Origin of the sequence: Bacillus sp. es.036 (genome assembly GCF_002563635.1) — a bacterium.
Taxonomy (GTDB): domain Bacteria; phylum Bacillota; class Bacilli; order Bacillales; family Guptibacillaceae; genus Guptibacillus.
Genome location: NZ_PDIZ01000001.1, coordinates 2,375,730 through 2,400,049 on the forward strand (window position 1 = coordinate 2,375,730; position 24,320 = coordinate 2,400,049).

The following is a 24,320-nucleotide window of genomic DNA, read 5'->3' on the forward strand; positions in this document are numbered from 1 at the left end:
CAGGCTCGTTTTTTATTCTTCGTTATGAATTGTAGAATTGCGATGTTGCAAACGGTGTGGCAATACAACAGTTTGCTCTTCTACTGTTTCTTTATTCATTAATTTCGTTAGTAGACGCATCGCAACAGCACCGATATCGTACATTGGTTGAACTACTGTAGAAAGGGTAGGACGAACCATGGTAGCAAGCCTAGTGTTATCAAATCCAACTACTTCAAAATCTTCCGGAACGTTATATCCATTATCTTGCGCTGCATGAATAACGCCGAGAGCCATTTCATCTGTACCTGCAAAAATGGCAGTAGGTTTCTCGTCTAGCTCTAAGAATCCTTCCATCGCTTCAATACCAGAATCGTACGTATAGTCACCAATGGCTACACAGTTTTCATCAACCGCCATTCCTGCATCTTCAAGAGCTGTGCGGTACCCAAGAAACTTCTCTTCGCCATTAATTGGATCTTCCAAAGGTCCACTAACAAGACCAATATTTTTATGCCCTTTTTCAATAAAGCTAGCGACAAGCTCATAAGCCGCCTTCTGATAATTAATATTAACGGAAGGGATTTCTTGACTCTTTTCAAGCGTTGCAGCTAGCACAATTGGTACGGGAGAGCGCTTAAATTCTTCTACATGCTCTTCGGTAATTTTACCGCCCATGAAAACAATCCCATCCACCTGTTTACCAAGCATCGTATTAAGCAAGTGAATTTCTTTTTCTTTATTTTGATCTGAATTGCTCAAAATAATGTTGTATTTATACATTGTCGCAATGTCTTCAATACCACGAGCAAGCTCTGCAAAGAAAATACTAGAAATATCAGGGATAATAACGCCTACAGTAGTCGTTTTCTTACTAGCAAGTCCCCTTGCGACCGCATTTGGTCGATATCCTAGTCTTTCAATTGCTTCTAATACTTTTTTTCTGGTGGCAGGCTTTACGTTAGGATTGCCATTAACAACCCTCGATACAGTTGCCATCGATACTCCTGCTTCTTTCGCTACGTCATAAATCGTTGTATTCACGATGATCCTCCTTCATGCTCTTACGGACTTTAATTTACTTAATGATACGATACTATCCGTTTGACTGCAAACCAAATCCTTATATCGACTAACACTCATCCGTTGTTATGCTCCATGCAAAATTGTCTACATTTCGTATGTAGAATATTTCACAAGTAGATACTGTATTAAAGATAGCATATTTAACGCTTTTTTGCTTCATATAAGCATAAATTTAACACACAAAATCATAACAGGATACAATTACCCTTCATTATTACTTAGGATAACACTCTTACGCACTTTTATTCCCAATGAATCCCACTTATAAAGATAAACTAACTCTAAATTCATTAGAAAGAAAGATAAAAAAACCTTCTACTTAAATAGTAGAAGGCGTTACTTTAGCTGGATTGAATAAACCGCTAGCTTTCAAATCTTCAACAAATTGTTCGTACTGTGGAATATCTAACTGTTGAGCAGCATCTGAAAGCGCAACTGCAGGATCAGGATGAACTTCAACCATAATACCATCGGCACCGATCGCAAGACCTGCTTTTGCTGCTGGGAATAATAAATCTTTACGTCCAGTTGAATGCGTTACGTCAACTAGAACAGGTAAATGAGTTTCCTGCTTAAGAATCGGTACAGCTGTAATATCTAACGTGTTTCGTGTTGCTTTTTCATATGTTCTTATGCCTCTTTCGCAAAGCATCACTTGCGTATTTCCGTTTGAAACAATGTACTCTGCAGCATTAATGAATTCCTGAATTGTCGCAGATAAACCTCTCTTAAGTAGTACTGGCTTATCAACAGAACCTGCTGCTTTAAGCAATTCAAAGTTCTGCATATTACGTGCTCCAATTTGAATAACATCAACGTACTTTACTGCTGTTTCAATATCTGCTGGATTAACGATTTCACTCACAACTGCAAGATCGTACTCATCAGCAACTTGCTTAAGAATCTTCAACCCTTCTTCACCAAGTCCCTGGAAATCGTATGGTGATGTACGTGGCTTGAAAGCACCACCACGAAGCATTTTAAATCCTTGCTTCTTAACAGCTTTTGCCACTTCTGCAACTTGCTCATAGCTTTCAACAGCACATGGTCCTGAAATAAGGACTTGCCCGCCGTCTCCAACTTTTTCGCCTCTAATATCAATTACGGTGTTATCCGGCTGGCGTTTTCTTGAAACTAACAGCGCTTTACGGTGATCATCTTCCTGTAGCTCAAGGCTTGCCTTAAAAATTTCCTTGAAAATATGCTGAAGAGTGGAATTATCAAACGGCCCACCATTTTTCTCCGTAAGCTTATCAAGCATCTTACGCTCTCGAACAGGGTCAAAACGATTAATCCCCTGTGCTTTCTTTACTCTACCTATCTCTTTCGCCACTTCAGCACGCTCATTAATTAAATCAAGCAGCTGTAGGTTAATCTCGTCTAATTTCTCTCTCAACTCATCAATTTGGATATTAGCCATAATATCTCCACTCCTATCTGTTTAAGTGATTAGGGTTATTATATACGATGAAAAATAAAATGTCACTACTTTTCTTTTAATTCTTAAACGCTTTTAAGCATTAAACCATGTTAGTAAAAAAATAAACGGCTTCATGAAGCCGTTTATTTTAGAAATTGCTTTGCAGCATCGGTCAAAGAAGTATAAGTAATTCTCCAATGGGAGTCATTCCAAACCACTTCGTCTCCATTAAATACAAGCGCTTGAGGTGACTGATGCTTCACTCCGAACGTATCCGCAATTTCCGTCGATAATGGGCGTGATTCTTGCACATTCAAATAGTATACTTCTTCCGCCACATCCTCAGAGAACTTTTCAAATTCTTCAAATGCTTGAGCACTTATTGGACAAGTCGTACTATTTTTAAATACGATAAATTGTGAATGATCCTCTTTAACCCGCTTAAAATCATCAGATGTTGTTAGTTTTGTAATTGCCATCAAACTCTCTCCTTTCAAATAGCTATAGTTCCATTATAAAGAATTCGTTACAAAATGAAAAAGAAGAAGCACTATGCTTCTTCTTTTTCATTTTGTTATTTTCACTTATGGCTTTGTAGGGTTTTCCATTGAAGCTGGTTCTTCTTCAGAAAAGTGATCATTAAGATCCTGCTGGAAGCTCTCTACATCTGCATCTGCCTGAGTATGAAGTGCCTCGTTTTCTTCAGATTCAAGATTACGATCTTTAATCTTTGAAACGATGTTATTTGACTGATCAGATACCTGCTTGTAAATCGTTGAAGATTTCTCTTTAGCGCGATTAGCAAAGTCTGTGCTACGCTCTACTGCAGAGTCACGGAATTGTGACGTTTTTTCTTTTACTGCTCCTGCTTGTTGGTTAAGGTCGCTTCTAAGCTCTTTACCAGATTTAGGCGCTGAAAGTAGTGCAGCAGCTGCTCCTACAATTCCACCGATTAGTGAACCAATGATAAAATCTTTTGTGTTAATGTTGTTGTCAGACATTTAAATTACCTCCTATGATTTTGAATCAACATATTGATCAGTTGCTTTCTTTTTCACTTGCCATTTTTGCCAAATTTGCATAGCAGCATTTCCCCACTGAACCACTTTTGTAACCTGCTCAGATTGACGTTCTGCTTCATCGGTAACTTTACCGGTAATATTTTTTAGAGAATGATTCATTTTTCCAAGTGATGTTCCAACTTCTTTCACTTGCACAAAGACTGTGTCCAGAGCTTCAGATTTACCCTGAATATCCTCTGCAAGTAAATTTGTCTTATGTAGCAATGCTGTGGTTTCGGTTGTTAAACCATTCATTTGTTTTTCAAGACTATCAAGTGTTTTTGCTGTGTTACTTAGCGTATCTTTCAAAGATTTTAACGTTTGTGCTACGAAATAAACTAAAACTGCAAATGCAATCGCAATAATAGCAACGCTTAAGTAAAGAATAATCTCCATGTACTGGCACCTCCCTTTTCTCCATCTGTTCCCTTCATTTGTCTTTAGTAAACACAAGTTTGTCATTTCACATATGAGTGAAAAATGAGTCTACTTTACTACCCTACACCATAATAAATTCGTTACAAGTTTCATTATTCCTTTTTTATTTTTTTTTATAACACAATCTCCTTGATCTACTAAGCAAATTTGTGTATTTAAGTAAAAAAAGAAAAGGCATAAGTGCCTTTTCTTTTAGATAGAAGCTTTTTCTGTTTCATAAGCTGCTTGATACTTTTGTATATCGCCAGCTCCCATGAAAAGAAGGACGCCACTTTCATGCTCATTTAATTGCTGAATGGATTCTTCTGAGATCATATGCGCATTTGGAATTTTCTCAATCAGCTGATCAATCGATAATTGACCCGCATCTTCTCGTGCTGAACCGAATATATCGCATAAATAAACAACGTCTGCTTCTTTTAAAACATCCGCGAATTCATTTAAAAACGTTTTTGTTCTCGTAAAAGTGTGAGGCTGGAAAATGGCCACAACTTCACGATTCGGGTATTTCTGATGAGCAGATTCAATTGTCGCTTTAATTTCAGTTGGATGATGGGCGTAATCGTCAATGAGTACTTGGCCATCGACTACCTTTTCAGTAAATCTCCGCTTAACACCTTTGAAATTTGCTAGTTGAGCTGCCACGGTATCCCCAGAAAGATTTTCATAGTGACAGAGCGCTACTACAGATAAAGCGTTTAACACGTTGTGTTTCCCAAACATCGGAATCTGGAACGTACGATAATAATCATCACGAACATGAACGTCAAAGGTAGTACCGTTCTCATCTATTTTAATATTTGTCGCTTGAAAATCATTCTGATCATCAAAGCCGTAGAAGACAACTGGCACTTTTGTTTGAATCTGCTGCAGATAAGAGTCATCACCGTATGCAATAATGCCTTTCTTTACAAGCATAGCCATTTCTTGAAATGCCGAAAATACATCATCCACATCTGTAAAATAATCTGGATGGTCAAAATCAATATTCGTCATAATTGCATAATCAGGTTGATATGATAAGAAGTGACGACGGTATTCACATGCTTCAAAAACAAAATATTGGCTATCTTTCACGCCGCTACCAGTGCCATCTCCGATAAGGTACGATGTTGGTTCTGCTGCTCCAACCACGTGAGATAACAAACCAGTTGTTGATGTCTTACCATGAGAACCTGTTACAGCAATACTAGTGAACTTTTGAATAAAGTCGCCAAGGAATTTATGGTAACGATAGACAGGAAGGTTCATTTCTCTTGCTCGCACTAACTCTTCATGCTGATCATCAAAAGCATTACCAGCAATAATTGTCATGTTTTCTTTAATGTTTTCTTCTGCAAATGGAAGAATAGTAATCCCTTTTTGCTCTAAAGCCTCCTGTGTAAAGAATCTCTTCTCTACGTCTGAACCCTGTACACTGTATCCAATGTCGCTAAGGATTTGTGCAAGAGCGCTCATCCCGGATCCCTTAATGCCAACAAAGTGATATATAGTCATTTCAGAACCTCCACACTTTCATTTCTTCTCCGCTTAACCTTTTTTTAGTATATGATGGTATTACAAGTATGCGCTGCATTTCTTTTCAATACTACATTATAGCAGAAATAGAGACAGGTCTACAATAAATTTCATGAAACTAAATTGGTCCTACGGGCGCAAAAAAGACAGGACTGTGTTCCTGTCTCATATTGCTTATTCAACACGCTCTAAACGTGGATTATGTCGATATTTTCTGCCAGCTTTCGCTTCGGGTTCATCATCAAGAATAACATTATCTCCAGTAAACCCAATATCCACTTTAAGCAAACTGCTACCTACACCATAAATATCAACAGGAACATTCTGAGATTCGAACGTTCTGATTCTTTCTTCAGTAAATCCTCCGCTAACGACAATTTTGACATGATTAAATCCTTCATGATCAAGGGCTTCTCTTAGAGCAAAGATTAATTCAGCATTTACCCCTCTTGGATCAAATGTTCCTAAAACGTCAGGGTTTCTCCAGAAATACTGATCAACCATTGTACGGGAAGTATCGACTCGAACACCTTTTAATGTGTCACCAAATTCCCTTGCCACTTTTAATGAGTCTGTGATGACGTCATTGTTGTAATCCACCAGCGCAATTAATTCATCTTCAGGATATTTCGCATAGTATGCTTTCGAAGCTTCAACAACATCACCTTTGAACAGTTGAATAAGGGCATGTGGCATTGTCCCCATACCTCTTTTACCCCACCATTCATTCATCGCATGCGTTGCCTGAGCAGTAGAACCGCCAATATGGGATGCGTATCCATCACCAGCTTGTTGCGTATAGTGGTCATCACGATCACCCATAAAAATAACTGGTTTTTGGATCCCTGATGATCGAGCTGCTTTTACTACATGATAAACATTCGTCGCTACTGATGTTCTTCTGCCCAGAATACCATCAATAATTCCTTCTAGGAAACCAAAGCTTTGATAAGGTCCTTTAATTTTCAGTACCGTTTCAAACGGAGAAATTTTATCTCCATCTTTAAGAGAATCAATTTCAAGTGAATCAGGATCCTTTGCAAATGTTTTAATCAGAGCAATTGCTTCATCTGAACCACAAAGAACAGCATCATGCTTTTGAAAAAACTGCATCGTCACAATATTATCTGGTTTAAACTCTTCCACAATTTCGCATGTTTTAAGAAAGTAAACTGCGGAAAACCAGCCCTCACCTACGCGTTCATCAAATTTAAACGTGCGGTTTGTAAGTCTTTTTATTTTCCCTTGCATTTTAAGTTCAATTTCTTTCATAATGGGGCTCCTTCAAGTAGTTTCGTCATTCGAATGTGAGCTCTCTATGTTCAACCATTCACTTATCTGACTATAATTTAACATTAGCTTAACACTATTTATCATATAGAACCAGGCTACATAAAACAAGTAAAAAAGATATGCACTAGACGTGCATATCTTTTGAGAATGCTTCTTCAAAATCAGCTTTACTCATTAAAATACTTCGTGGCTTACTTCCCATTGCTTCAGAAACCAACCCGCGCTCTTCCATCATCTCAATGAGTCTTGCTGCGCGGTTGAATCCAATTCTAAAACGACGCTGCAGAGCAGAAGATGAAGCTTGACCTTGTTCAAGTGCCCACATACATGCCTCCTCAAACAAATCATCCTCTTGATCATCATACTGCTGTTTTTTCATTAAATCTTCTTTCTTAATTAAGTAGTTAGGCTTCCTTTGTTTACGTACAAAAGAAGTCACTCGCTCAATTTCTTCATCAGACACAAAGTTTCCTTGCAAACGGACAGGCTTTGATGAGCCGTTCTCTAGACAAAGCATGTCGCCTTTTCCAAGTAGCTTCTCCGCCCCACTCGTATCTAGGATGGTTCTTGAATCAATCTGAGATGATACTGAGAAAGCAATTCGAGTTGGAATGTTTGCTTTTATTAACCCTGTAATAACATCAACTGATGGCCTTTGGGTTGCAACTAGCAGATGAATCCCACATGCTCTTGCTTTTTGAGCAATACGACAAATGGCATCTTCTACATCCTGCGGGGATACCATCATTAAATCAGCTAGTTCATCGATCACGATAACGATGTATGGAAGTTTATGCTGAGGCTCACCGTGATTAATCGCACGCTCGTTGTAGCGCTTTATGTCACGAACACCTGCAGCTGCAAATTTTTCATATCGCTCTTCCATTTCATCGACTGCCCACTTCAGTGCAGTGGTCGCTTCTTTTACGTCATTAATTACTGGAGTAACCAGATGTGGAAGACCGTTATATGGTGCAAGCTCAACCATTTTTGGATCAATTAGCATCATTTTTACATCGTTAGGATTTGCTTTAAGTAACAAACTAACTAATATAGAGTTGATACATACACTTTTACCTGAACCTGTTGCGCCCGCAATAAGACCGTGTGGCATTTTCTGTATGTCTGTTATTTTTGCTTCCCCAGCAATATCAAAACCAAGTGCAGCATTTAATAAAGAACCTTCCGTTTGAAAAGCCCCGCTTCGCACAATTTCTCGAATAAAGACCGGCTTACTCGTAGGATTTGGAACTTCAATTCCAATGGCATTTTTCCCAGGAATAGGTGCCTCCATCCGGATGTCTCGTGCAGCTAGACTAAGTTTAATATCATCGCTTAAATTCGTAATTTTGTTCACTTTAACACCTGGACTTGGCTGAACTTCAAAACGAGTAACCGTTGGTCCCATCGTCGCTCCAACAACTTTTGCCTGAACGTTAAAATTGGCAAGCGTTGATTCTAATAACTCTCGCTGTTCTTCAAGCCACTGATCATCACTACCTTCATTTCGTGGAGGGATATCTAGAAGCGATATCGGAGGAAGTTTATAATCAGCACCTGTTACGGGCTTTTTCGTTACATGACGACGATCGTTTGCTAACATCATCACATTATAAGGCACCTGAGGTTTAGGACGACTTTCCTCTTGTCGATCTTGTTTATGAGATTGTTCTTGAACAGACATAGTTGGTTCCGGCGTCTCTTGTTTTTGTTCCACTTCTTGTTCTAACATACCATCTTTACTCTGCGACAACACTTCCTGCTGTTCCGAAACAATGTTTTCAGATACTCGTTCTTCCTCGAAGGCTGGCTCCTTCAGGCTTACCACTTCTTCATCATTTCCCTGAGCATCTTCATGCGTACCAGATTGTCTGAAACTAATAGAGTCATCCGCTTCTAGGACTTCATTTTCAGATCCACTTAGGGTAGGTTCTTCATTGATCTCTTCATTGATCTCTTCATTGATCTCAGCTTCAATTACTTTATCTTGTTTATTTACTGATTCGTTTACCTTTGAAGCGTCTTCGTGAATGCGGGAACTTTCTTGGACGTCCCTCATTAGAGACTCATCGTGGAATAGGTTCTCCTCTTCCATCTCCTGATCGTGGGATTTATCACTTTGCACTCCAAAGCCTGTCTTTACCTCTTCTTCTCGTATAACCGTCTCCTGCTGATCAATAGGCGTTTTTTCTACTGATGCTAACGCTTCGTTCACTTGAGGAGATTCTTGATCACTGTGCGCGTTTTCTAAGAGAGAGACCGTACTCTCCTCTTCAGTTAAAGAAAAAGGCACTGGTTCTTGGATAAGTTTGTCGATCACATCACTTTTGTCAAGAGACGTATATCGCGGATTAGGATTCGACTTCTTGGCTGCATCCTCCATTTTTTCAGCAACGGGGCGTTTACTAAACCCATAAATGGGCGAAGGAATTTCGGATGGTTTAAAATTGACGCCCGAAAATTTCTTATTAGCTACTGGCTCCGCTTTATCCGAAACGCCATCTCTCACTACTTTCCTAGCATTACCTTCTTTTTTGGACGGGGCTAAATTCTCATTCTTTTTTTCTGGCCTAGTCCTATTTGAGGTCCCCTGCTCTTTTTTCGGATAATTCGACTCTTTTCTATCTTCTTTTTTTGTTTGGTTATTTGACTGATCAGGAATTAATGGAAAACGGAAATTTCCCTCTCTCGGATATTGATGAACAATTCTAGCTTCATTTTTTCGATTCGCACTCTCCATCCGACCGATGGAATGTTTTCGATCAGTACGTTCTTTTAAAGGTTTCGTTTCTTTTACCTCAGCATCTCTTCGTCCAGTCTCCTCTTCCTCTTCAATATCAAATAGTTTACTCCATACTTTCTTAAACCAATTATTATCCAATTACAATCACCTTTTCTAATTAAGCCCTTTTAGATCGCGCTATTCTTCTATTTTATCGGAAAATCCCCTATCATTGTAAGGCTGTTTCTAAAATCTTTCGTAAAAAAAAGTGGTTCTTCGTCTAAAACAGTAAAAATAAGTTCAATATACCCTATACCCGATTTACGCGAAAGAAAAAACCTACTAGAAAATTTTCTAGTAGGCTTTGAATTCAGAACCAACTTCATAATCATCTGGAAGGATAAGAATCCCTTTTTCTTTCGGAGCATCTGGTAAATCAAGCTCTTTAGCAGAACAAATCATACCAGTTGATTCAATTCCACGTAAACTCGCATCTTTAATAATCATACCTGATGGCATCACAGCGCCAACTTTCGCTACAACGACCTTTTGGCCATGATCAACATTTGGAGCACCACAAACAATTTGAAGTTTCTCTTCTCCAACATTCACCTGACAAATATTCAATTTATCGGCATTTGGGTGTTTTTCCATTTCTTCTACATAACCAACTACAAATTTAGGAGAAGGATCAAAGACGAGTTCATCTTGAAAACCACTCTCTTTAATGGCATGATTAACTGCTGTTACAAGCTCTTCACTTTCGTCTACAACACCATTGCTTGATAGCTCATGAATGGAAGAAAAATGAAAAATATTATAGCCTATTGTCTGGTTTGTTTCTTTACTATAGATTCGGGCTACATTGTCGTTACGCTCAACAGCCTTATCTTCTCTTTCCGTACTGCCTAAAGTAACAATTAAAGTATCTCCAACGCCTTCTTTATTGTAAAACATATTCATTATACTGTACTCCTTTTTCAACAGTGATTATTTTTTAGGTTTGTTTTTAGCCATGATAAAGATTGGTTCTAACTTTCCATCTTCATACATGAACGGTAGACCGGTTACGGGAACTAGTCCACTTGAAAAAAAGTGCATGGTTAACTGAGCAAGAGCATCGTATCCGCGTTCATTCTCAATATCGGCAAATACTAAAACATCTTGATGAGGAACGGCTACAGCCAATTCACCCTTCGCTTTTTTAGCCATTCGTTCGAGTAAAGTATCATTTAAAATCCGACTTGCATCATAGCCATCGTTCGTATTCAAGAAGTAGAACGTATTACCGGCGACTGTATCTGATTTCACTTCGGTCGATAACCCTCTTAAATTAAACAACGAAACCTCGTGCAATGCTTCCTTTGTCCAACCTTCTTTCTCTAGCCATTCTTGATCAATGAGTCGATAGGAGTTCCCAAGATCAAGCGCATAATAAATCCGCGTTTCAGCAGTATGCTCTTCAATTACAAACGGAACCCCGCTTTCTGTCTCAGATGCAAATGAACCAGAGCGAATAACTGGAAAGATTTGATTTTCCTTACCTGTTAATTCGTGCTTTTCATTCATTACCTTGAGCGTCTCATCAACGTGATGGACCACTTCTTCAAGAACCTTCTCGCCACGTTCTTCATACTTAGCAGCGAGTCCTTTAAGTCCAAGACTCATTCCTTTTCCTGTGGAACGGTCTTCTACTCTTAGTTTTTCTTCTTTTTGATTGTATGTAAGCTCACGATCTTCTTGCTGAAGCCGTTTTTCGAGCAATTTTTTCAGATCTTTTGGTTCCATATTTTCACCACCCTATACGAAGATGTCACCTTATCATACCATGAAACGAACGAATTAAAAAACAAAGCTATGCGACGCATAGCTTTGTTCCATGGATCGTCCGTTACTTTACACTTGTAAGAAATTCTTCTATTTCTTCTTTACTTTTTCGCATCTTACTTACAAAGCGTCCAGTTTCTTCTCCATCTTTAAATGCAACAAAGCTCGGAATACCAAAGATGTCCATTTCCTGACATAGCTCAATATGATCGTCACGATCAACGTAATAAAAATCCATCTCGCTATATTCTTTTTCTAGCTCTGGTAGAAATGGTTCAATCACTCGGCAATCCGGGCACCAATCTGCAGAAAAAAGAAGTACCGATTCCCCTTCTTTAATTGCTTCTAAATATTCTTCATGTTTTTCAAATTTCTTCATGATGAACCTCCCTGTTTCAATCTGTTTGTATCTTCATATCTCCAGGACGAATAAGTCCTTTTTGCCTCATTACTTCGGATATTAACAGACTTATTATTGCTGGTCCAACAAAATGCAACATAACAATCGCTAGCCAAATTTCGCCACCAGTCCCCATCACGTTAAACGTCATAATTTGTCCAACGAAACCACTTGTTCCCATTCCAGCACCGGAAGAATTATTTAACAAAGAGAGCCAACCACTTCCAATTGGAGCAAGGATGGCGCCAGCTACCGTTGGCGGAAGCAAAATCCACGGATTACGAACAATATTTGCAACCTGTAGCATCGAAGTACCAATTCCCTGGGCAATTAAACCTCCTACCCCGTTTTCGCGATAGCTACTTACAGCAAAGCCGATCATCTGAGCGGCACACCCGATCGTCGCTGCACCGGCTGCAATGCCCTCTAATCCAAGCATGATGGCAATTGCAGCACTCGAAATAGGCGCAGTAAGAGCAAGTCCCATAAGCACTGCAACAATAATCCCCATAATAATCGGTCGTTGCTCCGTTGCCCACATGATCAGAGACCCAAAATTAGTAAGGAGTGATTGAATACCCGGTCCAATGAGAGTCGCCGTTCCATAACCAGCAAAAATTGTTATTAACGGCGTCACGATAATGTCTAACTTAGTTGACTTCGAAACAAGCTTTCCTGCTTCAGAAGCCACTAGGGCTGCAACGTAACTACCAGCAGGGCCACCAAGTTCGGATCCAGCTGCACCTGCAAGAATAGCTGCAAACAATACGAGTGGAGGTGCTCCTAAACCATAGGCAACCGCGACACCAATGGCAGGCCCCATTAAGCTCATTGCGAGTTCTCCCATTGGTGTTAAAAAAGAAAGCGCAGAGACTTGCCCACCAATTGTTTTAAGAATTAAGCCAATAATTAACGATGAAAAGAGGCCAAGCGCCATATAGCTAAGCGCGGTTATAAAATACACACGCGGAGAAAGCGTAATGCCTTTCTGATGTAAAAAATCTTTCATCTGTTTCTCCTTTCAAATGGATTATCCTGTTTTAGTATACACATATTTCTTCCACCACTTAATGAATAGGTTAAACGGTCAAACTTTTCCCCCTAATCTATTTACTGGGAATAAATGAAAAAACCATGCTACAATAATGGCGTAAACATTTTAAAGGAGGCACTACTGATGGAATTGACGGTTTATCTGGCTGGCCAAATTCACGATGATTGGCGAAATGAACTGAAAGAAAACGCTATTAAAATGGAATTGCCTATTCAATTTGTTGGACCTATGGAAAATCATGATCGTTCAGACAACATTGGTGAAGAAATTAAAGGCGAACAACTTAATAAAATTCTGAAGGATGAAGCTGCTTCAGAAATCAACAATCTTCGAACTCACGTTTTACTTCATAAATCAGACGTAGTCATTGCACTTTTTGGTGAGAACTATAAACAGTGGAACAGTGCGATGGATGCTGCTACGGCAATCGCTCTTCAGAAACCACTTATTCTGATTCGCCCTGAATCCCTTCATCACCCACTAAAAGAACTTTCAAACAAAGCTCAAGTTACTGTTGAAAACACAGACCAGGCTTTAAAAGCATTATCTTATATTTTCGAAACTAATTAACGCATTTGAAATTGGTATTGACCGAAAAGTAGAGATACAAGATGATCGTACATGTCGGTTCTTGAGACGGCGCCGTTGGTAAAAATCCCAATGGCGCCTTCTTTTTTGCTTACGTCCGCTCGACTTGCATACTCGGAAATAACAGGACCTAATTCTTTTCCTTCCTCCAGCATTTTTTTAATATTATCAGGAAGCGGAAACCTTGCCCCACCTGCAATTACTTCTGTGCCATTTTTATCAACAAGAGCTCCCCAATTGCAAACGTATAATTTCTCTTCAATGATTTGAACTCCACCTTCAAGACCGATCCCTATTTCACTCTGACTTGTTGCCAATGCGGCTCTCGCCCGTTGTTTTGCTCCAAGAAGCGTTTCTTCGTCTCCCCATGGTTGATCGGCAACACCAGAATCAACGTCCACCCCTCTGACCTCACCTACAAAATGGTTTCTTACTGCGTTTATTTTCACCGGGTTCGTAGATCCAACTACTAAATGATTCACTCAACATCCCTCCACCTACTTGATAAAAAATCCTCATAAGAAAAGGAGCCTCTTCGGCCCCTTGTACTTACACGTTGCTTTTAATACTATCTACCGTTGCCTGATCTGTTGATTTCACTAATTTTATGATTAATTCTTTTGCAGCTGCATAATCATCTATGTGGATCATTGAAGAAGAGGTATGAATATATCTTGAGCAAATTCCTACTACTGCGGAAGGAACGCCATTATTGGACAGATGAACGCGCCCCGCATCCGTTCCTCCTTGAGAAATGAAATACTGATAAGGAATTTCATTACTTTCAGCCGTATCCAAGATAAAATCTCTTAAACCTTGATGGGTCACCATCGAGCGATCATAGATCCGTAGAAGTGCTCCTTTACCAAGCTGACCAAATTCATTCTTATCTCCAGTCATATCATTAGCGGGACTTGCGTCCAGTGCATAGAAAATATCCGGATTTATCATATTTGCTGCGGTTTGTGCACCTCTTAAGCCCACTTCTTCTTGAACCGTAGCCCCAGAATACAACTCATTCGGTACCTCTTCATTTTGAAGTTCTTTCAATAGTTCTATCGCTAAACCTACCCCGTAACGATTATCCCAAGCTTTTGCCATGATTTTTTTCTCATTAGCCATGGGGGTGAAAGGGCATACCGGAACGATTTGCTGTCCTGGCTTAACGCCAATACGTTCGGCATCTTCCTTGTTGTCAGCACCAATATCGATAAGCATGTTTTTAATTGCCATTGGTTTATTACGAGTCGCATCATCAAGTAAATGCGGTGGGATTGATCCAATCACACCAGGAATTGGGCCGTTCTTCGTCATTACCTGGACACGCTGAGCGAGAAGAACTTGACTCCACCAACCTCCAAGGGTTTGAAAACGCAACATTCCATTTTCAGTAATGGATGTTACCATAAATCCAACTTCGTCCATATGACCAGCGACCATTACACGTGGCCCATCGTTTCGTTTAACCCCAAAAACACTTCCAAGATTATCTTGAATAATTTCATCTGTATACTTACTAATTTCACTTTTTACGAATTTTCTAACATCATGCTCAAAACCCGGTGCACCTTGTAGTTCCGTTAATGTTTTAAAAAGCGTCAACGTTTCTTTATTCATATGTATCCCCTTCCATGGTTCGTCTCTTCCTATTGTATCGAATCTGGTTGCTTGTTGCTAGTGTCGTGGATTTCGATAGAAACATTTGGTCCAAGTGAGAAATTCAGATATACTATAGATGGAAAACAAATTGCCCACTTGAAGAAGGGAGATTCGTAAGCAATGAGAACAAAAGATTTGTTAGTTGGAGCACTAATTGGTGCAGGAGCGGCAGCAATTACAGTGTCTACAATCGCTTCAAAAAAAACGTATATTTCACCTGAAAAAGCTTTAAAAGCAGTTAAAGGTGCTGTAAAACCCGTATATACTGTTAAAGGGTCATGGATTCATATGAAAACGGATTCAGTGGAGAAATTCAATCTTCCTTATACCGTTTATGCGGGAGGCTTAACCTGCGAAAAAGAAGGTGATCTTCAGCAGCTTGACTTTATGGTGGATGCAGAAACAGGTACATTAGTGGAATTACAGGCTCAGTAAAAAATCACTGTTTGCAAGAATCACACTAGAAATCCCCGTGCACCAGGCACGGGGATTTTGCTGTCTTATTTAAGTCAATTAAAAAGTAGTATTCGTGTCGTAAACGTTATTTTGCAATTTAAAACGAAGTGTTGAATACTTATTTTTAGTCCATAAATAGCCAAGAAGTGCTGGACCAACAAGCATAATCGCACTTAGAAAAAGAATGACGCTCATGTGGAGGTGTTCACCTGTAACATCTGCGTGACTATCTTTATATTCCTTCGCTTTTTCAATATCCAATACTTTGGAATCTGGGATGATTGCATTGGCTTCTGTATCATAGAAAAGGACCTGTGTATGATCTTCAAAGAAAATGTTGTCACGAACTGTTGTAAACTCTACAAGCATCATTGAGACTTTGCTAAATTCCTTATCTGCTGAGCTGTCCACTTCAAGATTTTCTGCGTCTACAACTTTAAGAGAACCTTTGTCATAGTCATAGTGTTCTTCCCCAAGATAACTAGCTACACCCTTCTTTACTTCATCACTAACATCCGCTTCAGCATGTGCTGCTGTTCCCGCGAAAGGAAATGCGATTAAAAATACAGCAAGAAGTGCAAAAATTCCTTTTTTCATCATTTTTTCCTCCTCTATCAAACAAATTATCCAATTCTTATCATATCATATTCCATCTATTATTCTACTAACATTTTGTAGAAAAAGACATCCAATAGGAGGAAATGACGGACAGATCATCCATCCTCGTTTAAATTACGTTTACCCTTCCCGATTCATTTCATAACAAAAAAAGAACCGGTATGCACCGGTTCTTACTGAGTTACTGGTTTTTTATTGAATTGAGTACTAATCTCTTTTGAGCGTGTAGCTGCATTTTCAACCGCTGCTACAAAAGCTTCTCCGCCGCCATTATCATACAAAGCTTCAAGACCAGCTTGAGTTGTACCGTTTGGTGAAGTTACTTTTTTTCTTAGTGCGGAAGGCGAATCTTCAGATTGCTCTGCCATCATTCCGGCACCTAGTACCGTTTGAACAGCCATTTTCCGAGCGGTTTCTGTTTCAATTCCACCTTCAATGGCAGCTTTCTCAAGGCTCTCTATTACATAATAAATATAAGCGGGTCCGCTTCCTGCAACGCCTGTAAATACGTCCATTTGCTCTTCTTCAATAACAACTGTCTCCCCAATAGAACGTATAAGGGCGCGAGCAATTGTAACCTGCTCATCACTTACATGTGTGCCTGCTGCTAAAGCAGAAATAGATTTCCCAATCATACTTGATGTGTTTGGCATAACGCGGATGACTGGTTGTTCTCCATCCAGTTGCTCCTCAATATAGGAGGATGGTACGCCAGCTAGAACAGATAAGAGAAGTTGATCATTCGTGATAAAGTTCTCGATCGCTTCTAGTGCACGTTCAACATCTTTAGGTTTCATTGCAAGGATTACAACATCAGCCTCACGAACGGCGAATTCTATGCTTTGCGTCGCCAATACGCCGTGGTTTTCCATTAGCTCCTGACGACGTTGTTCATTACTTCTGTTTGTCATAATAATACGTTCAGGTTCAATAGTACCTGACTCAATCATTCCTGCAGCCATTGCCTCTGCCATTGAACCCGCTCCGATAAACGTTACGGTTTTATTTTCTAGCATGATTGCCTCCTTTGGATTTCCGAAAAATCATCTACGGTCATTTATACTAACACTGCATCCTTAGACCTTCAACCTTTTAGCCACAAGAAATAAGCATAAGCGCAAGATACTAAGTGAAAACGCTATCATTCGAATCTCACTGGAAACTGTATGAATGAGATGGACATATTTCGGTTCTCACGCTCTCTCATCCCTTTTAATCGGCACTATACTTTTAACAAAAAGTGGAAAATTAAGCTACTACACCAACTTTACAAATGCACCGTTATTTAATAAATAAGAAAAAGAGACTCCCATACGGAGCCTCTTTCACTTATTATGCTTGTACTTGTGGTTTAGATTTTTTTAGTATACCAACCATCAAAGCTGTGATAATTGTACCAATGACGATAGCTAGGATATAGAGAAGAATATGAGTTAATGAGATGTTATTCACAGACCAGATAACAAACGCTCCGCCATGCGGTGCTGGTAAAGCTATATTAAATAACATTGTTAATGCGCCTGCTACAGATGATCCAACAATAATAGAAGGAATCACTCGTCCTGGATCTGCTGCTGCAAATGGGATTGCGCCTTCTGTTATGAAGGAAGCCCCCATCACATAAGCGACTTTACCTGCTTCACGCTCAGTTTTGTTGAAGCGATTTTTAAATAGCGTTGTTGCAAGAGCAAGCCCAAGTGGTGGCGTCATACCTCCTGCCATGATTGCTGCATGATACGTTAGATTACCTGCATCAATCATCGCAATACCGAATGTAAATGCTGCTTTATTGATTGGACCACCCATATCAACTGCCATCATACCACCAAGAATTAAGCCTAGTAGAAGCTTGTTTGTCGTACCCATTCCGCTCAACCAATTTTCTAGCCCTGTGTTTAAAGCTCCTACAGGTTCAATTACGACATACATCATAATGATTCCTGTGATAAAGATACCAAACAAAGGATATAAAAGAACCGGCTTTAACCCTTCTAGGGATTGTGGAAGTCCAGAGAAAAGCTTTTTCAAAAGAAGAACAGCGTAACCAGCAAGGAAACCTGCAATAAGTCCACCTAGAAAACCAGCGCCGTTCGTAGAAGCCATTAAACCACCAACGAGACCAGGAGCAAGACCAGGACGATCGGCAATACTCATTGCGATAAATCCTGCGAGGACTGGAATCATAAGAGCAAAGGCATTTCCACCGCCGATGGTGCTTAGTGCTGCTGCAAATGCATTGTAACTTGGATCATCTGGATTTGCAGCATTAATACCGAAGATAAATGAAAGGGCTATCAAAATACCGCCACCAACAACGAGCGGAAGCATATTCGAAACACCGTTCATTAAATGCTTATAGAATGCGGACTGCTTTCCTTTTCTTTCGTTTTTCTTCTCACTGATTTGATCTTCGTATGATCCAGAAGATTTATAAACCGGAGCATCACCGTTTGCTGCTTGCTTTAGTAAATCAGCAGGCTTTCGGATGGCTTCTGCTACTGGAACTTCGATTACTTTCTTCCCTTTAAATCGATCCATTTCTACTTTTGTATCTGCCGCAACAATAATACCTGGTGCCTTTTCAATCTCTTCATCAGTTAGACGATTTTTCACGCCCCCTGATCCATTTGTTTCAACTTTGACACTATAGCCCATTTCAGATGCTTTCGCTTTCAGTGCATCCGCAGCCATATAAGTGTGTGCAATACCCGTAGGACATGCTGTAACCGCTAATATTTTCCCAGTAACTTCAGTTGTTTCTTCCACTTCATCTTCATCAGCATTTTCTTCTTCTTTCTGATCAAATGCTTGCAACACCTCTTCTTCTGTTCTTGCTTCAAGAAGTCCTTTACGGAAATCGTTATCCATTAAAAATGAAGATAGTCTTGATAGCGCTTCTAAATGTGTTTGGTTTGCTCCTTCAGTCGCAGCAATCATAAAGAACAAGTGCGCCGGCTGACCGTCAAGAGACTGATAATCGATACCTGCATGAGAACGTCCAAAAACAATTGCCGGCGACTTTACGGCCGCTGTTTTGGCGTGAGGAATGGCGATGCCTTCTCCAATCCCAGTCGTACTCTCTTTCTCACGCGCATGAATCGCTTTTTTGAACGCGTTAAGGTCCTGCAATTTGCCTGCTCTCTCTAGTTTTTCAGACAGCTCATTAATAACACGATCTTTCGAATCCGCTTCAAGGTTTAGAATCATTGTTTCTTTTGTTAATAATTCTGTGATTCTCATATTCCCCGACCTCCCATATCATCATAAGTCTTAACCGTAATTTGTTTTCTTAACTCTTGAACTTCTTCTGCTGTACAGAAACCAGTTGAAAATGCGCTCGCGCTTCCTGCTGCGATCCCCGATTGGAATGCTTCTTTCAAGTTTTCAGTTTCGATGTATTTACTAAGAAAACCAGCTACTACTGAATCCCCTGCTCCAACTGAATTCTGTACTTTACCGATTGGAACGTTACCAAACAGAACATCTTCAGCTGTAATCAATACAGCTCCATCCCCTGCTAATGAAACAATCACGTTTTTTGCGCCCATTTCTTGAACTTTCTTACCGTATTTGACCGACTCCGCTACTGAAGTAATATCAACACCAAATAAATCGCCTAGTTCATGGTGATTCGGTTTTACTAGAAACGGTTTTGCTCTTACTACTTCCTTTAATGCTTCTCCTTTAGTATCAACAATCGCCTGTACGCCATCTGGTAGTGCCTGAAGAATTCGAGAATAGATTGTTTGATCAACACTCGAGGGAACGCTCCCTGCCATAACAACAATATCCCCTGCAACAGTTTGCGAAAGTTGAGTAAATAATTGCTCAATATCACTTTCTGTTATTTCTGGAGATAAACCATTAATTTCTGTTTCTTCTCCATTTTTTAACTTAATGTTAATGCGCGTATCACCATTTACATGAATAAAGTTAGGATGAAGAGCTTCCTCTTTCAGTGACTGTTCAATGAACTGACCTGTAAATCCGCCAACAAACCCTAATGCTGTTGATTCATGTCCAAGGCGTTTTAGAACTTTCGTCACATTAACACCTTTTCCCCCTGCGATTTTCATCTCTTCGTCTACCGTATTAACGAGTCCAGTTTTAAGGTTCTCCAGTCGTACAATATAGTCGACTGATGGATTTAACGTAATTGTATAGATCATATCTTCACCACTTCTACTGTTGTATGTTTGCTTACCTGATCATAATTTGTTTCAGGATGCTCATTTGTAATTATCGTACACGCTTCAATATCTGCAACTTTACTAAAAGCTGCTTCACCAATTTTCGAATAATCAGCTAGAATATAGGCATCGCGTGAAAGTTTAATCGCTGCTTGTTTAATGATGGCTTCATCTGGATCTGCCGTTGTATAGCCTAACGATTCATGAATACCATTAATCCCGATAAAACACTTATCGAAACGATACGTTTCAATACTTTCAAGTGCCTTAACTCCTGTCATCGCCCCTGTTCTTGATTTAAACTTCCCACCAATAACATAAGTTGTTATACCTTCTGCTAGAAGGCTTTCAATGACCTGGTAGCCATTTGTAACAACAATAACTTGTTTATGTTGTAAGAAAGGAGCCATCTTTTGGGTGGTTGTCCCTGGATCAAGGAAAATGCAGTCACCGTCTTTAACCAATTCAGCTGCATAAGATGCAATTTTCTCTTTTTCTGACATGTTCTGCGTGGATTTTTCACCAAGTGATGGTTCCGTTCCCTTTGAACGAAAAAGTGATGCGCCCCCATGAATTCGTTTTAACTGATTTTCTTCTTCGAGTTGAACAAGATCACGACGAATTGTTGAAACAGATGCCCCGGTTGCTTCACTTAACTCATGAACAGTTGCTGTTTCCTTTTCTTTAAGAACTTGTAAAATGATGAAATGACGTTCAGCATTTAACAAATCATCACCTACTTTCTACTCACAGTATAATGAAAGCACTTTCATAAGTCAATCATTTTCGTTCAATTTTATTCAAAAAAATTCAAAAGTGTTCAAATGCAGTCAAATAACACATCGCTTCAACAGCTCATTTCTCGTTTTCCATTCACCTGGACGTAAAAAAGGAAGACTGCCCGTTCGGCAGTCTTCCTTAAAATCAGCTATTTCGTTTTACTTCATGCGTTATTTCAAAAGAATCGTTCCATTTAAGAGCACGGTAACGAGCATCGTGATAAAAAATAAACCAGGCGTCTTGAGATACAGCATCAGTAATCCACTTTTCTTTCGCATAGATGGAGGTCATTGGATAATCATCATATGCAAGAACCCAAAGAGGGTTTTTGTGTGCGTGAGTTGGCATGAGGTCTGCCATGTGGATGAGATACTCGCCCCCTTCTTCCAGCGTGATAATCGCATGACCATCACTATGTCCACCAGTATGGTACAAATTTAAACCAGGAAGCACTTCATAGGCTTCTTTAAATGTTTGGACCTGATGTTGAATCGCTTCCCAGTTCTCTTTCCAATATGTATTTTTCGAACGAATGTTAGGTTCTCTCATTTCATTCCATTCTACTTCTGAGACGTAAATAGCGGCATTTGGAAAAGTTGACTTATACTCATTTCCATCCGGTTCAGTTAAGCCACTTGCATGATCAAAATGCAGGTGAGTCATAAGGATTATGTCAATGTCCTCCACTGACAACGATAGCTCTTCAAGAGAAGCATGAATATCAGACTCTTCCTCAACACCATAGTTCCTTCTTTGCTTCTCAGTCAACTTCCCTTTCCCAATCCCTGATTCAATTAAGATCTTTTTTCCTTGCCATTGAAGCAACAGCGGATCCGTTCGAAGCTCGATTTGGTTTTTCTCATTTACAGGGTATTTCTTGCTCCAGAGCGGTTTTGGCACAACTCCAAACATCGCGCCACCATCCATATGAGTAACCCCACCTCTAAGCCACGTAATTGATAGTGTACCTACTTGTAACTGTTCCATTACAAAACCCCTTTCTACGAATATGTCTATCTTCTCACTAAAAGAAATCGCTTTCAATGAGAATCAAAAAAAGAGTCGCGCTAAGCGACTCAAATTCTGAATTTTGCTTCACATCGATAAATCCGGCTTCCTTTTGATGAAAACTTTTCTTCATACTCAGTCATCACATTATCTTCCATACCACTTTGATGCAAATCAAGGCTTACATGATTTAACGTCATGCCGTATGCAGAGAAACTGTGAAGGGAATATTCAAATAAGCCCTGATTATCTGTCTTAAAATGAACTTCGCCTTTCGGGCTCATCACAACACGATACAAATCCAGAAACGTTTTATAGGTAAGTCTTCTTTTTTCATGGCGATTTTTTGGCCAAGGATCTGAAAAATTCAAATAAATGCGGCTTACTTCATTTTCTTCAAAAAGCGATTGAAGATCTTGTGCGTTTTCATTCAGCAGGCGAACATTCGGTACATCTTCTACGATTAACTTTTCTAAAGCAGACACCATAACACTTGACGATAATTCTAAACCAATGTAATTCACATCAGGATTCTGTTTCGCCATGCCAATTATAAATTGCCCTTTTCCCGTTCCCACTTCTAGATGAATGGGGTTGTTATTTTGAAAGACGTCTTTCCAGTTCCCTTTTCTTTCGGAAGGGGTGGTGGGTACGAATTGTGGGTGATCTGCAAACATTTCTTCTGCCCAGGGTTTATTGCGTTGACGCATATGTTCACTTCCTTATAGTCTAATTACCGTTTTTACACAATCGACATTTTACCATGAAATCATAAGAATAGAAAGGTGGTGGAAAGGGTATGAAATAGTAGTCAAATTGTAAAAAATGATGTGGTGAAATTCCCATCATATCAGTTATGATATGGAGAGAGAGGAGGGTGAAGAAGTGGAACACTTTCTTATCATGTGGGCACCATGGATTGTGATCATTGTTTCCATTGTTGCGCTTTTCGGATGGGGTGCAAAAGGCGATACAAAATAATGAGCATAACACGGAGAAATCCGTGTTTTTTCGTATAGCGAGAGCATAATTCCTCCTTACATGCACACGCTAATTAGTAGTACAAATAAGGAGGAAAATTCATGCCACTCTCACATCGAGATCAGCTTTTTATTCTGGCTGACATTCTTAAGAACCATCATATCGATTGCACAGGAACCTCTTCAGAATGTGAGCAAGTTCAGCGTTTGGCAACAGCTTTACAGCAAAACGAAGGTATTGCGCCAGAGATTAAGCAGGTACTTGGTCAGATTCAACAATATAGTGCTACTGGAGCAACAGAATCCAATTTATTAAACCATATAGAAACCCACCAGCCTCATCTTAGCCAGTGGGTTGATACTATTGATCGGTATCAATAAGTCGATAGTGGTTTAAATTCTCTAGGTCTTTTTTCCAGAATTCAACTTCACCGTTTAATCCTTTAAGATCGTACCAATAGATAGACAAGAGTGTCTGCGCTACCACATACCAGTACATGCGGTGGCGCAGGCTATCTGTATTTTCCAATCCGTAATGAGTGAGCCATTCTTCCCACTCCTCTTTTGGAAGGTACCAGTAAAGCAGCATTCCGATATCTAACGCAGGATCTGCCACAACCGCTCCGTCCCAATCGATTAAATATAGATTCCCTTCCTCACTAAACATCCAATTATTATGATTGACATCACAATGACAAACAACCTTTTCCACGTTCTCAAGATCATTTTTATTAGCAGCCAGGTAAGATAGGGCTCGAATCACTTCAACGTCTCTTCGATGATGATTCTCAAACTTTTGTAATAAATCTTGATAAATGACGTCTGGTGAAAGAGGTTTTTTCCCGAGACGATTTAGCATCCTTCGAAGTTCTGAAGAACGATGAATTTTATAAAGCATTTGCGCCACTCGCGGCTGCTTCATTTCATGGGACTTCAGTTCCCTCCCCGGCAACCACTTTTGGGCTGTAATAACGTCTCCATTCTCAAGTCGCTTGGTCCAGAGAAGTTTCGGTACAATTCCTTCCGCCGACAAAACAGCCAGAAAAGGCGAGGAGTTCCGTTTTAGGAATAATTTCTCGTCTCCATATTGAGCTAAGTATGCTTCGCCTGTCGCTCCGCCAGCGGGCGTAACCTGCCAGCCTTCGCCTAAAATGTTATCCAACAATTTCACCTTCGATTTCCGTTAGTTTGTAGATTCTGGAAGTTTTGCGTTTTTAGCGGTTTTTTCTCCGGACCTAGCTAA

At 39.8% G+C, this 24,320-nt stretch carries 26 protein-coding genes; 4 read left to right on the plus strand and 22 right to left on the minus strand.

Annotation, left to right across the window (positions count from 1 at the left end):
* Positions 1–12: 12 nt before the first annotated feature.
* The 12 genes from ccpA to ATG70_RS12225 all read right to left on the minus strand — a co-directional run bounded on the left by ccpA (position 13) and on the right by ATG70_RS12225 (position 12,753).
* Entirely contained in the window at positions 13–1,023 is a 1,011-nt protein-coding gene (gene ccpA, locus ATG70_RS12170; protein ID WP_098444562.1) for a catabolite control protein A, read from the minus strand.
* Between the two features lie 361 nt (positions 1,024–1,384).
* Positions 1,385–2,485, minus strand: coding sequence for a bifunctional 3-deoxy-7-phosphoheptulonate synthase/chorismate mutase (locus ATG70_RS12175; protein WP_098444563.1), 1,101 nt, complete (start codon positions 2,483–2,485; stop codon positions 1,385–1,387).
* Positions 2,486–2,628: 143 nt separating this feature from the next.
* Positions 2,629–2,964, minus strand: a complete 336-nt coding sequence (gene ytxJ / locus ATG70_RS12180) for a bacillithiol system redox-active protein YtxJ (protein WP_098444564.1) — start codon at positions 2,962–2,964, stop codon at positions 2,629–2,631.
* Between the two features lie 105 nt (positions 2,965–3,069).
* On the minus strand, positions 3,070–3,486 hold the full coding sequence (locus ATG70_RS12185; protein ID WP_098444565.1) for a YtxH domain-containing protein: 417 nt from the start codon (positions 3,484–3,486) through the stop codon (positions 3,070–3,072).
* Between the two features lie 12 nt (positions 3,487–3,498).
* Entirely contained in the window at positions 3,499–3,942 is a 444-nt protein-coding gene (locus ATG70_RS12190) for a DUF948 domain-containing protein (protein WP_098444566.1), read from the minus strand.
* Positions 3,943–4,176: 234 nt separating this feature from the next.
* Positions 4,177–5,481 (minus strand): UDP-N-acetylmuramate--L-alanine ligase, encoded by a 1,305-nt coding sequence (gene murC, locus ATG70_RS12195; protein ID WP_098444567.1) that lies wholly within the window; start codon positions 5,479–5,481, stop codon positions 4,177–4,179.
* A 195-nt stretch (positions 5,482–5,676) separates the two neighbouring features.
* Positions 5,677–6,774 (minus strand): nicotinate phosphoribosyltransferase, encoded by a 1,098-nt coding sequence (locus ATG70_RS12200; RefSeq protein WP_098444568.1) that lies wholly within the window; start codon positions 6,772–6,774, stop codon positions 5,677–5,679.
* Between the two features lie 145 nt (positions 6,775–6,919).
* Positions 6,920–9,676: a DNA translocase FtsK gene (locus ATG70_RS12205; protein ID WP_098444569.1), complete on the minus strand. Its 2,757-nt coding sequence runs from the start codon at positions 9,674–9,676 to the stop codon at positions 6,920–6,922.
* A gap of 195 nt (positions 9,677–9,871) precedes the next feature.
* A complete protein-coding gene (gene ytpR / locus ATG70_RS12210) occupies positions 9,872–10,480 on the minus strand; it encodes a YtpR family tRNA-binding protein (protein ID WP_098444570.1) in 609 nt (202 codons plus the stop codon).
* A 27-nt stretch (positions 10,481–10,507) separates the two neighbouring features.
* Positions 10,508–11,305, minus strand: a complete 798-nt coding sequence (locus ATG70_RS12215; protein WP_098444571.1) for a DUF1444 domain-containing protein — start codon at positions 11,303–11,305, stop codon at positions 10,508–10,510.
* Positions 11,306–11,408: 103 nt separating this feature from the next.
* Positions 11,409–11,723, minus strand: a complete 315-nt coding sequence (locus tag ATG70_RS12220) for a thioredoxin family protein (protein WP_098444572.1) — start codon at positions 11,721–11,723, stop codon at positions 11,409–11,411.
* 16 nt (positions 11,724–11,739) lie between these two features.
* Positions 11,740–12,753 (minus strand): PTS transporter subunit IIC, encoded by a 1,014-nt coding sequence (locus tag ATG70_RS12225; RefSeq protein ID WP_098444573.1) that lies wholly within the window; start codon positions 12,751–12,753, stop codon positions 11,740–11,742.
* Positions 12,754–12,921: 168 nt separating this feature from the next.
* On the opposite strand from ATG70_RS12225, the gene ATG70_RS12230 reads away from it, so the two are divergent.
* A complete protein-coding gene (locus ATG70_RS12230) occupies positions 12,922–13,368 on the plus strand; it encodes a YtoQ family protein (RefSeq protein WP_098444574.1) in 447 nt (148 codons plus the stop codon).
* Here the strand turns inward: ATG70_RS12230 and ATG70_RS12235 are convergent.
* Together ATG70_RS12235 and ATG70_RS12240 are read right to left on the minus strand one after the other, a co-directional pair.
* Positions 13,365–13,868 (minus strand): DUF84 family protein, encoded by a 504-nt coding sequence (locus ATG70_RS12235; RefSeq protein WP_098444575.1) that lies wholly within the window; start codon positions 13,866–13,868, stop codon positions 13,365–13,367. The genes ATG70_RS12230 and ATG70_RS12235 overlap by 4 nt on opposite strands.
* 67 nt (positions 13,869–13,935) lie before the next feature.
* Positions 13,936–15,003 carry a M42 family metallopeptidase gene (locus ATG70_RS12240; protein WP_098444576.1) on the minus strand — a complete coding sequence of 356 codons (1,068 nt, stop codon included), beginning with the start codon at positions 15,001–15,003 and terminating at the stop codon, positions 13,936–13,938.
* Between the two features lie 162 nt (positions 15,004–15,165).
* Here ATG70_RS12240 and ATG70_RS12245 point away from each other — a divergent pair, with 162 nt between their 5' ends.
* Complete coding sequence (locus ATG70_RS12245; protein ID WP_098444577.1) at positions 15,166–15,480, plus strand: PepSY domain-containing protein; 315 nt, start codon at positions 15,166–15,168, stop codon at positions 15,478–15,480.
* A gap of 78 nt (positions 15,481–15,558) precedes the next feature.
* Here ATG70_RS12245 and ATG70_RS12250 read toward each other — a convergent pair whose 3' ends face one another.
* From ATG70_RS12250 to trmB, 7 genes are all read right to left on the minus strand, one after another.
* Entirely contained in the window at positions 15,559–16,098 is a 540-nt protein-coding gene (locus ATG70_RS12250) for a hypothetical protein (RefSeq protein WP_098444578.1), read from the minus strand.
* Positions 16,099–16,292: 194 nt separating this feature from the next.
* Positions 16,293–17,135 (minus strand): pyrroline-5-carboxylate reductase, encoded by an 843-nt coding sequence (proC, locus tag ATG70_RS12255; RefSeq protein ID WP_098444579.1) that lies wholly within the window; start codon positions 17,133–17,135, stop codon positions 16,293–16,295.
* Positions 17,136–17,451: 316 nt separating this feature from the next.
* Entirely contained in the window at positions 17,452–19,359 is a 1,908-nt protein-coding gene (locus ATG70_RS12260) for a PTS fructose transporter subunit IIABC (RefSeq protein ID WP_098444580.1), read from the minus strand.
* Positions 19,356–20,288, minus strand: coding sequence for a 1-phosphofructokinase (gene pfkB / locus ATG70_RS12265; protein WP_098444581.1), 933 nt, complete (start codon positions 20,286–20,288; stop codon positions 19,356–19,358). Before pfkB ends, ATG70_RS12260 begins: the two co-directional genes overlap by 4 nt.
* The gene (locus ATG70_RS12270; protein WP_098444582.1) at positions 20,285–21,037 is read right to left on the minus strand and encodes a DeoR/GlpR family DNA-binding transcription regulator; all 753 of its coding nucleotides are present in this window, start codon (positions 21,035–21,037) and stop codon (positions 20,285–20,287) included. Before ATG70_RS12270 ends, pfkB begins: the two co-directional genes overlap by 4 nt.
* Positions 21,038–21,233: 196 nt before the next feature.
* Entirely contained in the window at positions 21,234–22,076 is an 843-nt protein-coding gene (locus ATG70_RS12275; protein WP_098444583.1) for a YtnP family quorum-quenching lactonase, read from the minus strand.
* Between the two features lie 89 nt (positions 22,077–22,165).
* On the minus strand, positions 22,166–22,807 hold the full coding sequence (trmB, locus tag ATG70_RS12280; RefSeq protein ID WP_098444584.1) for a tRNA (guanosine(46)-N7)-methyltransferase TrmB: 642 nt from the start codon (positions 22,805–22,807) through the stop codon (positions 22,166–22,168).
* A 175-nt stretch (positions 22,808–22,982) separates the two neighbouring features.
* Here trmB and cydS point away from each other — a divergent pair, with 175 nt between their 5' ends.
* Together cydS and ATG70_RS12285 are read left to right on the plus strand one after the other, a co-directional pair.
* Positions 22,983–23,078: a cytochrome bd oxidase small subunit CydS gene (gene cydS, locus ATG70_RS22970; protein ID WP_373560766.1), complete on the plus strand. Its 96-nt coding sequence runs from the start codon at positions 22,983–22,985 to the stop codon at positions 23,076–23,078.
* Between the two features lie 101 nt (positions 23,079–23,179).
* Entirely contained in the window at positions 23,180–23,458 is a 279-nt protein-coding gene (locus ATG70_RS12285) for a YtzH-like family protein (RefSeq protein ID WP_098444585.1), read from the plus strand.
* Here ATG70_RS12285 and ATG70_RS12290 read toward each other — a convergent pair.
* Positions 23,439–24,239, minus strand: coding sequence for a phosphotransferase family protein (locus ATG70_RS12290; protein WP_098444586.1), 801 nt, complete (start codon positions 24,237–24,239; stop codon positions 23,439–23,441). The two genes, ATG70_RS12285 and ATG70_RS12290, sit on opposite strands and share 20 nt — an antisense overlap.
* Positions 24,240–24,320: the final 81 nt, after the last annotated feature.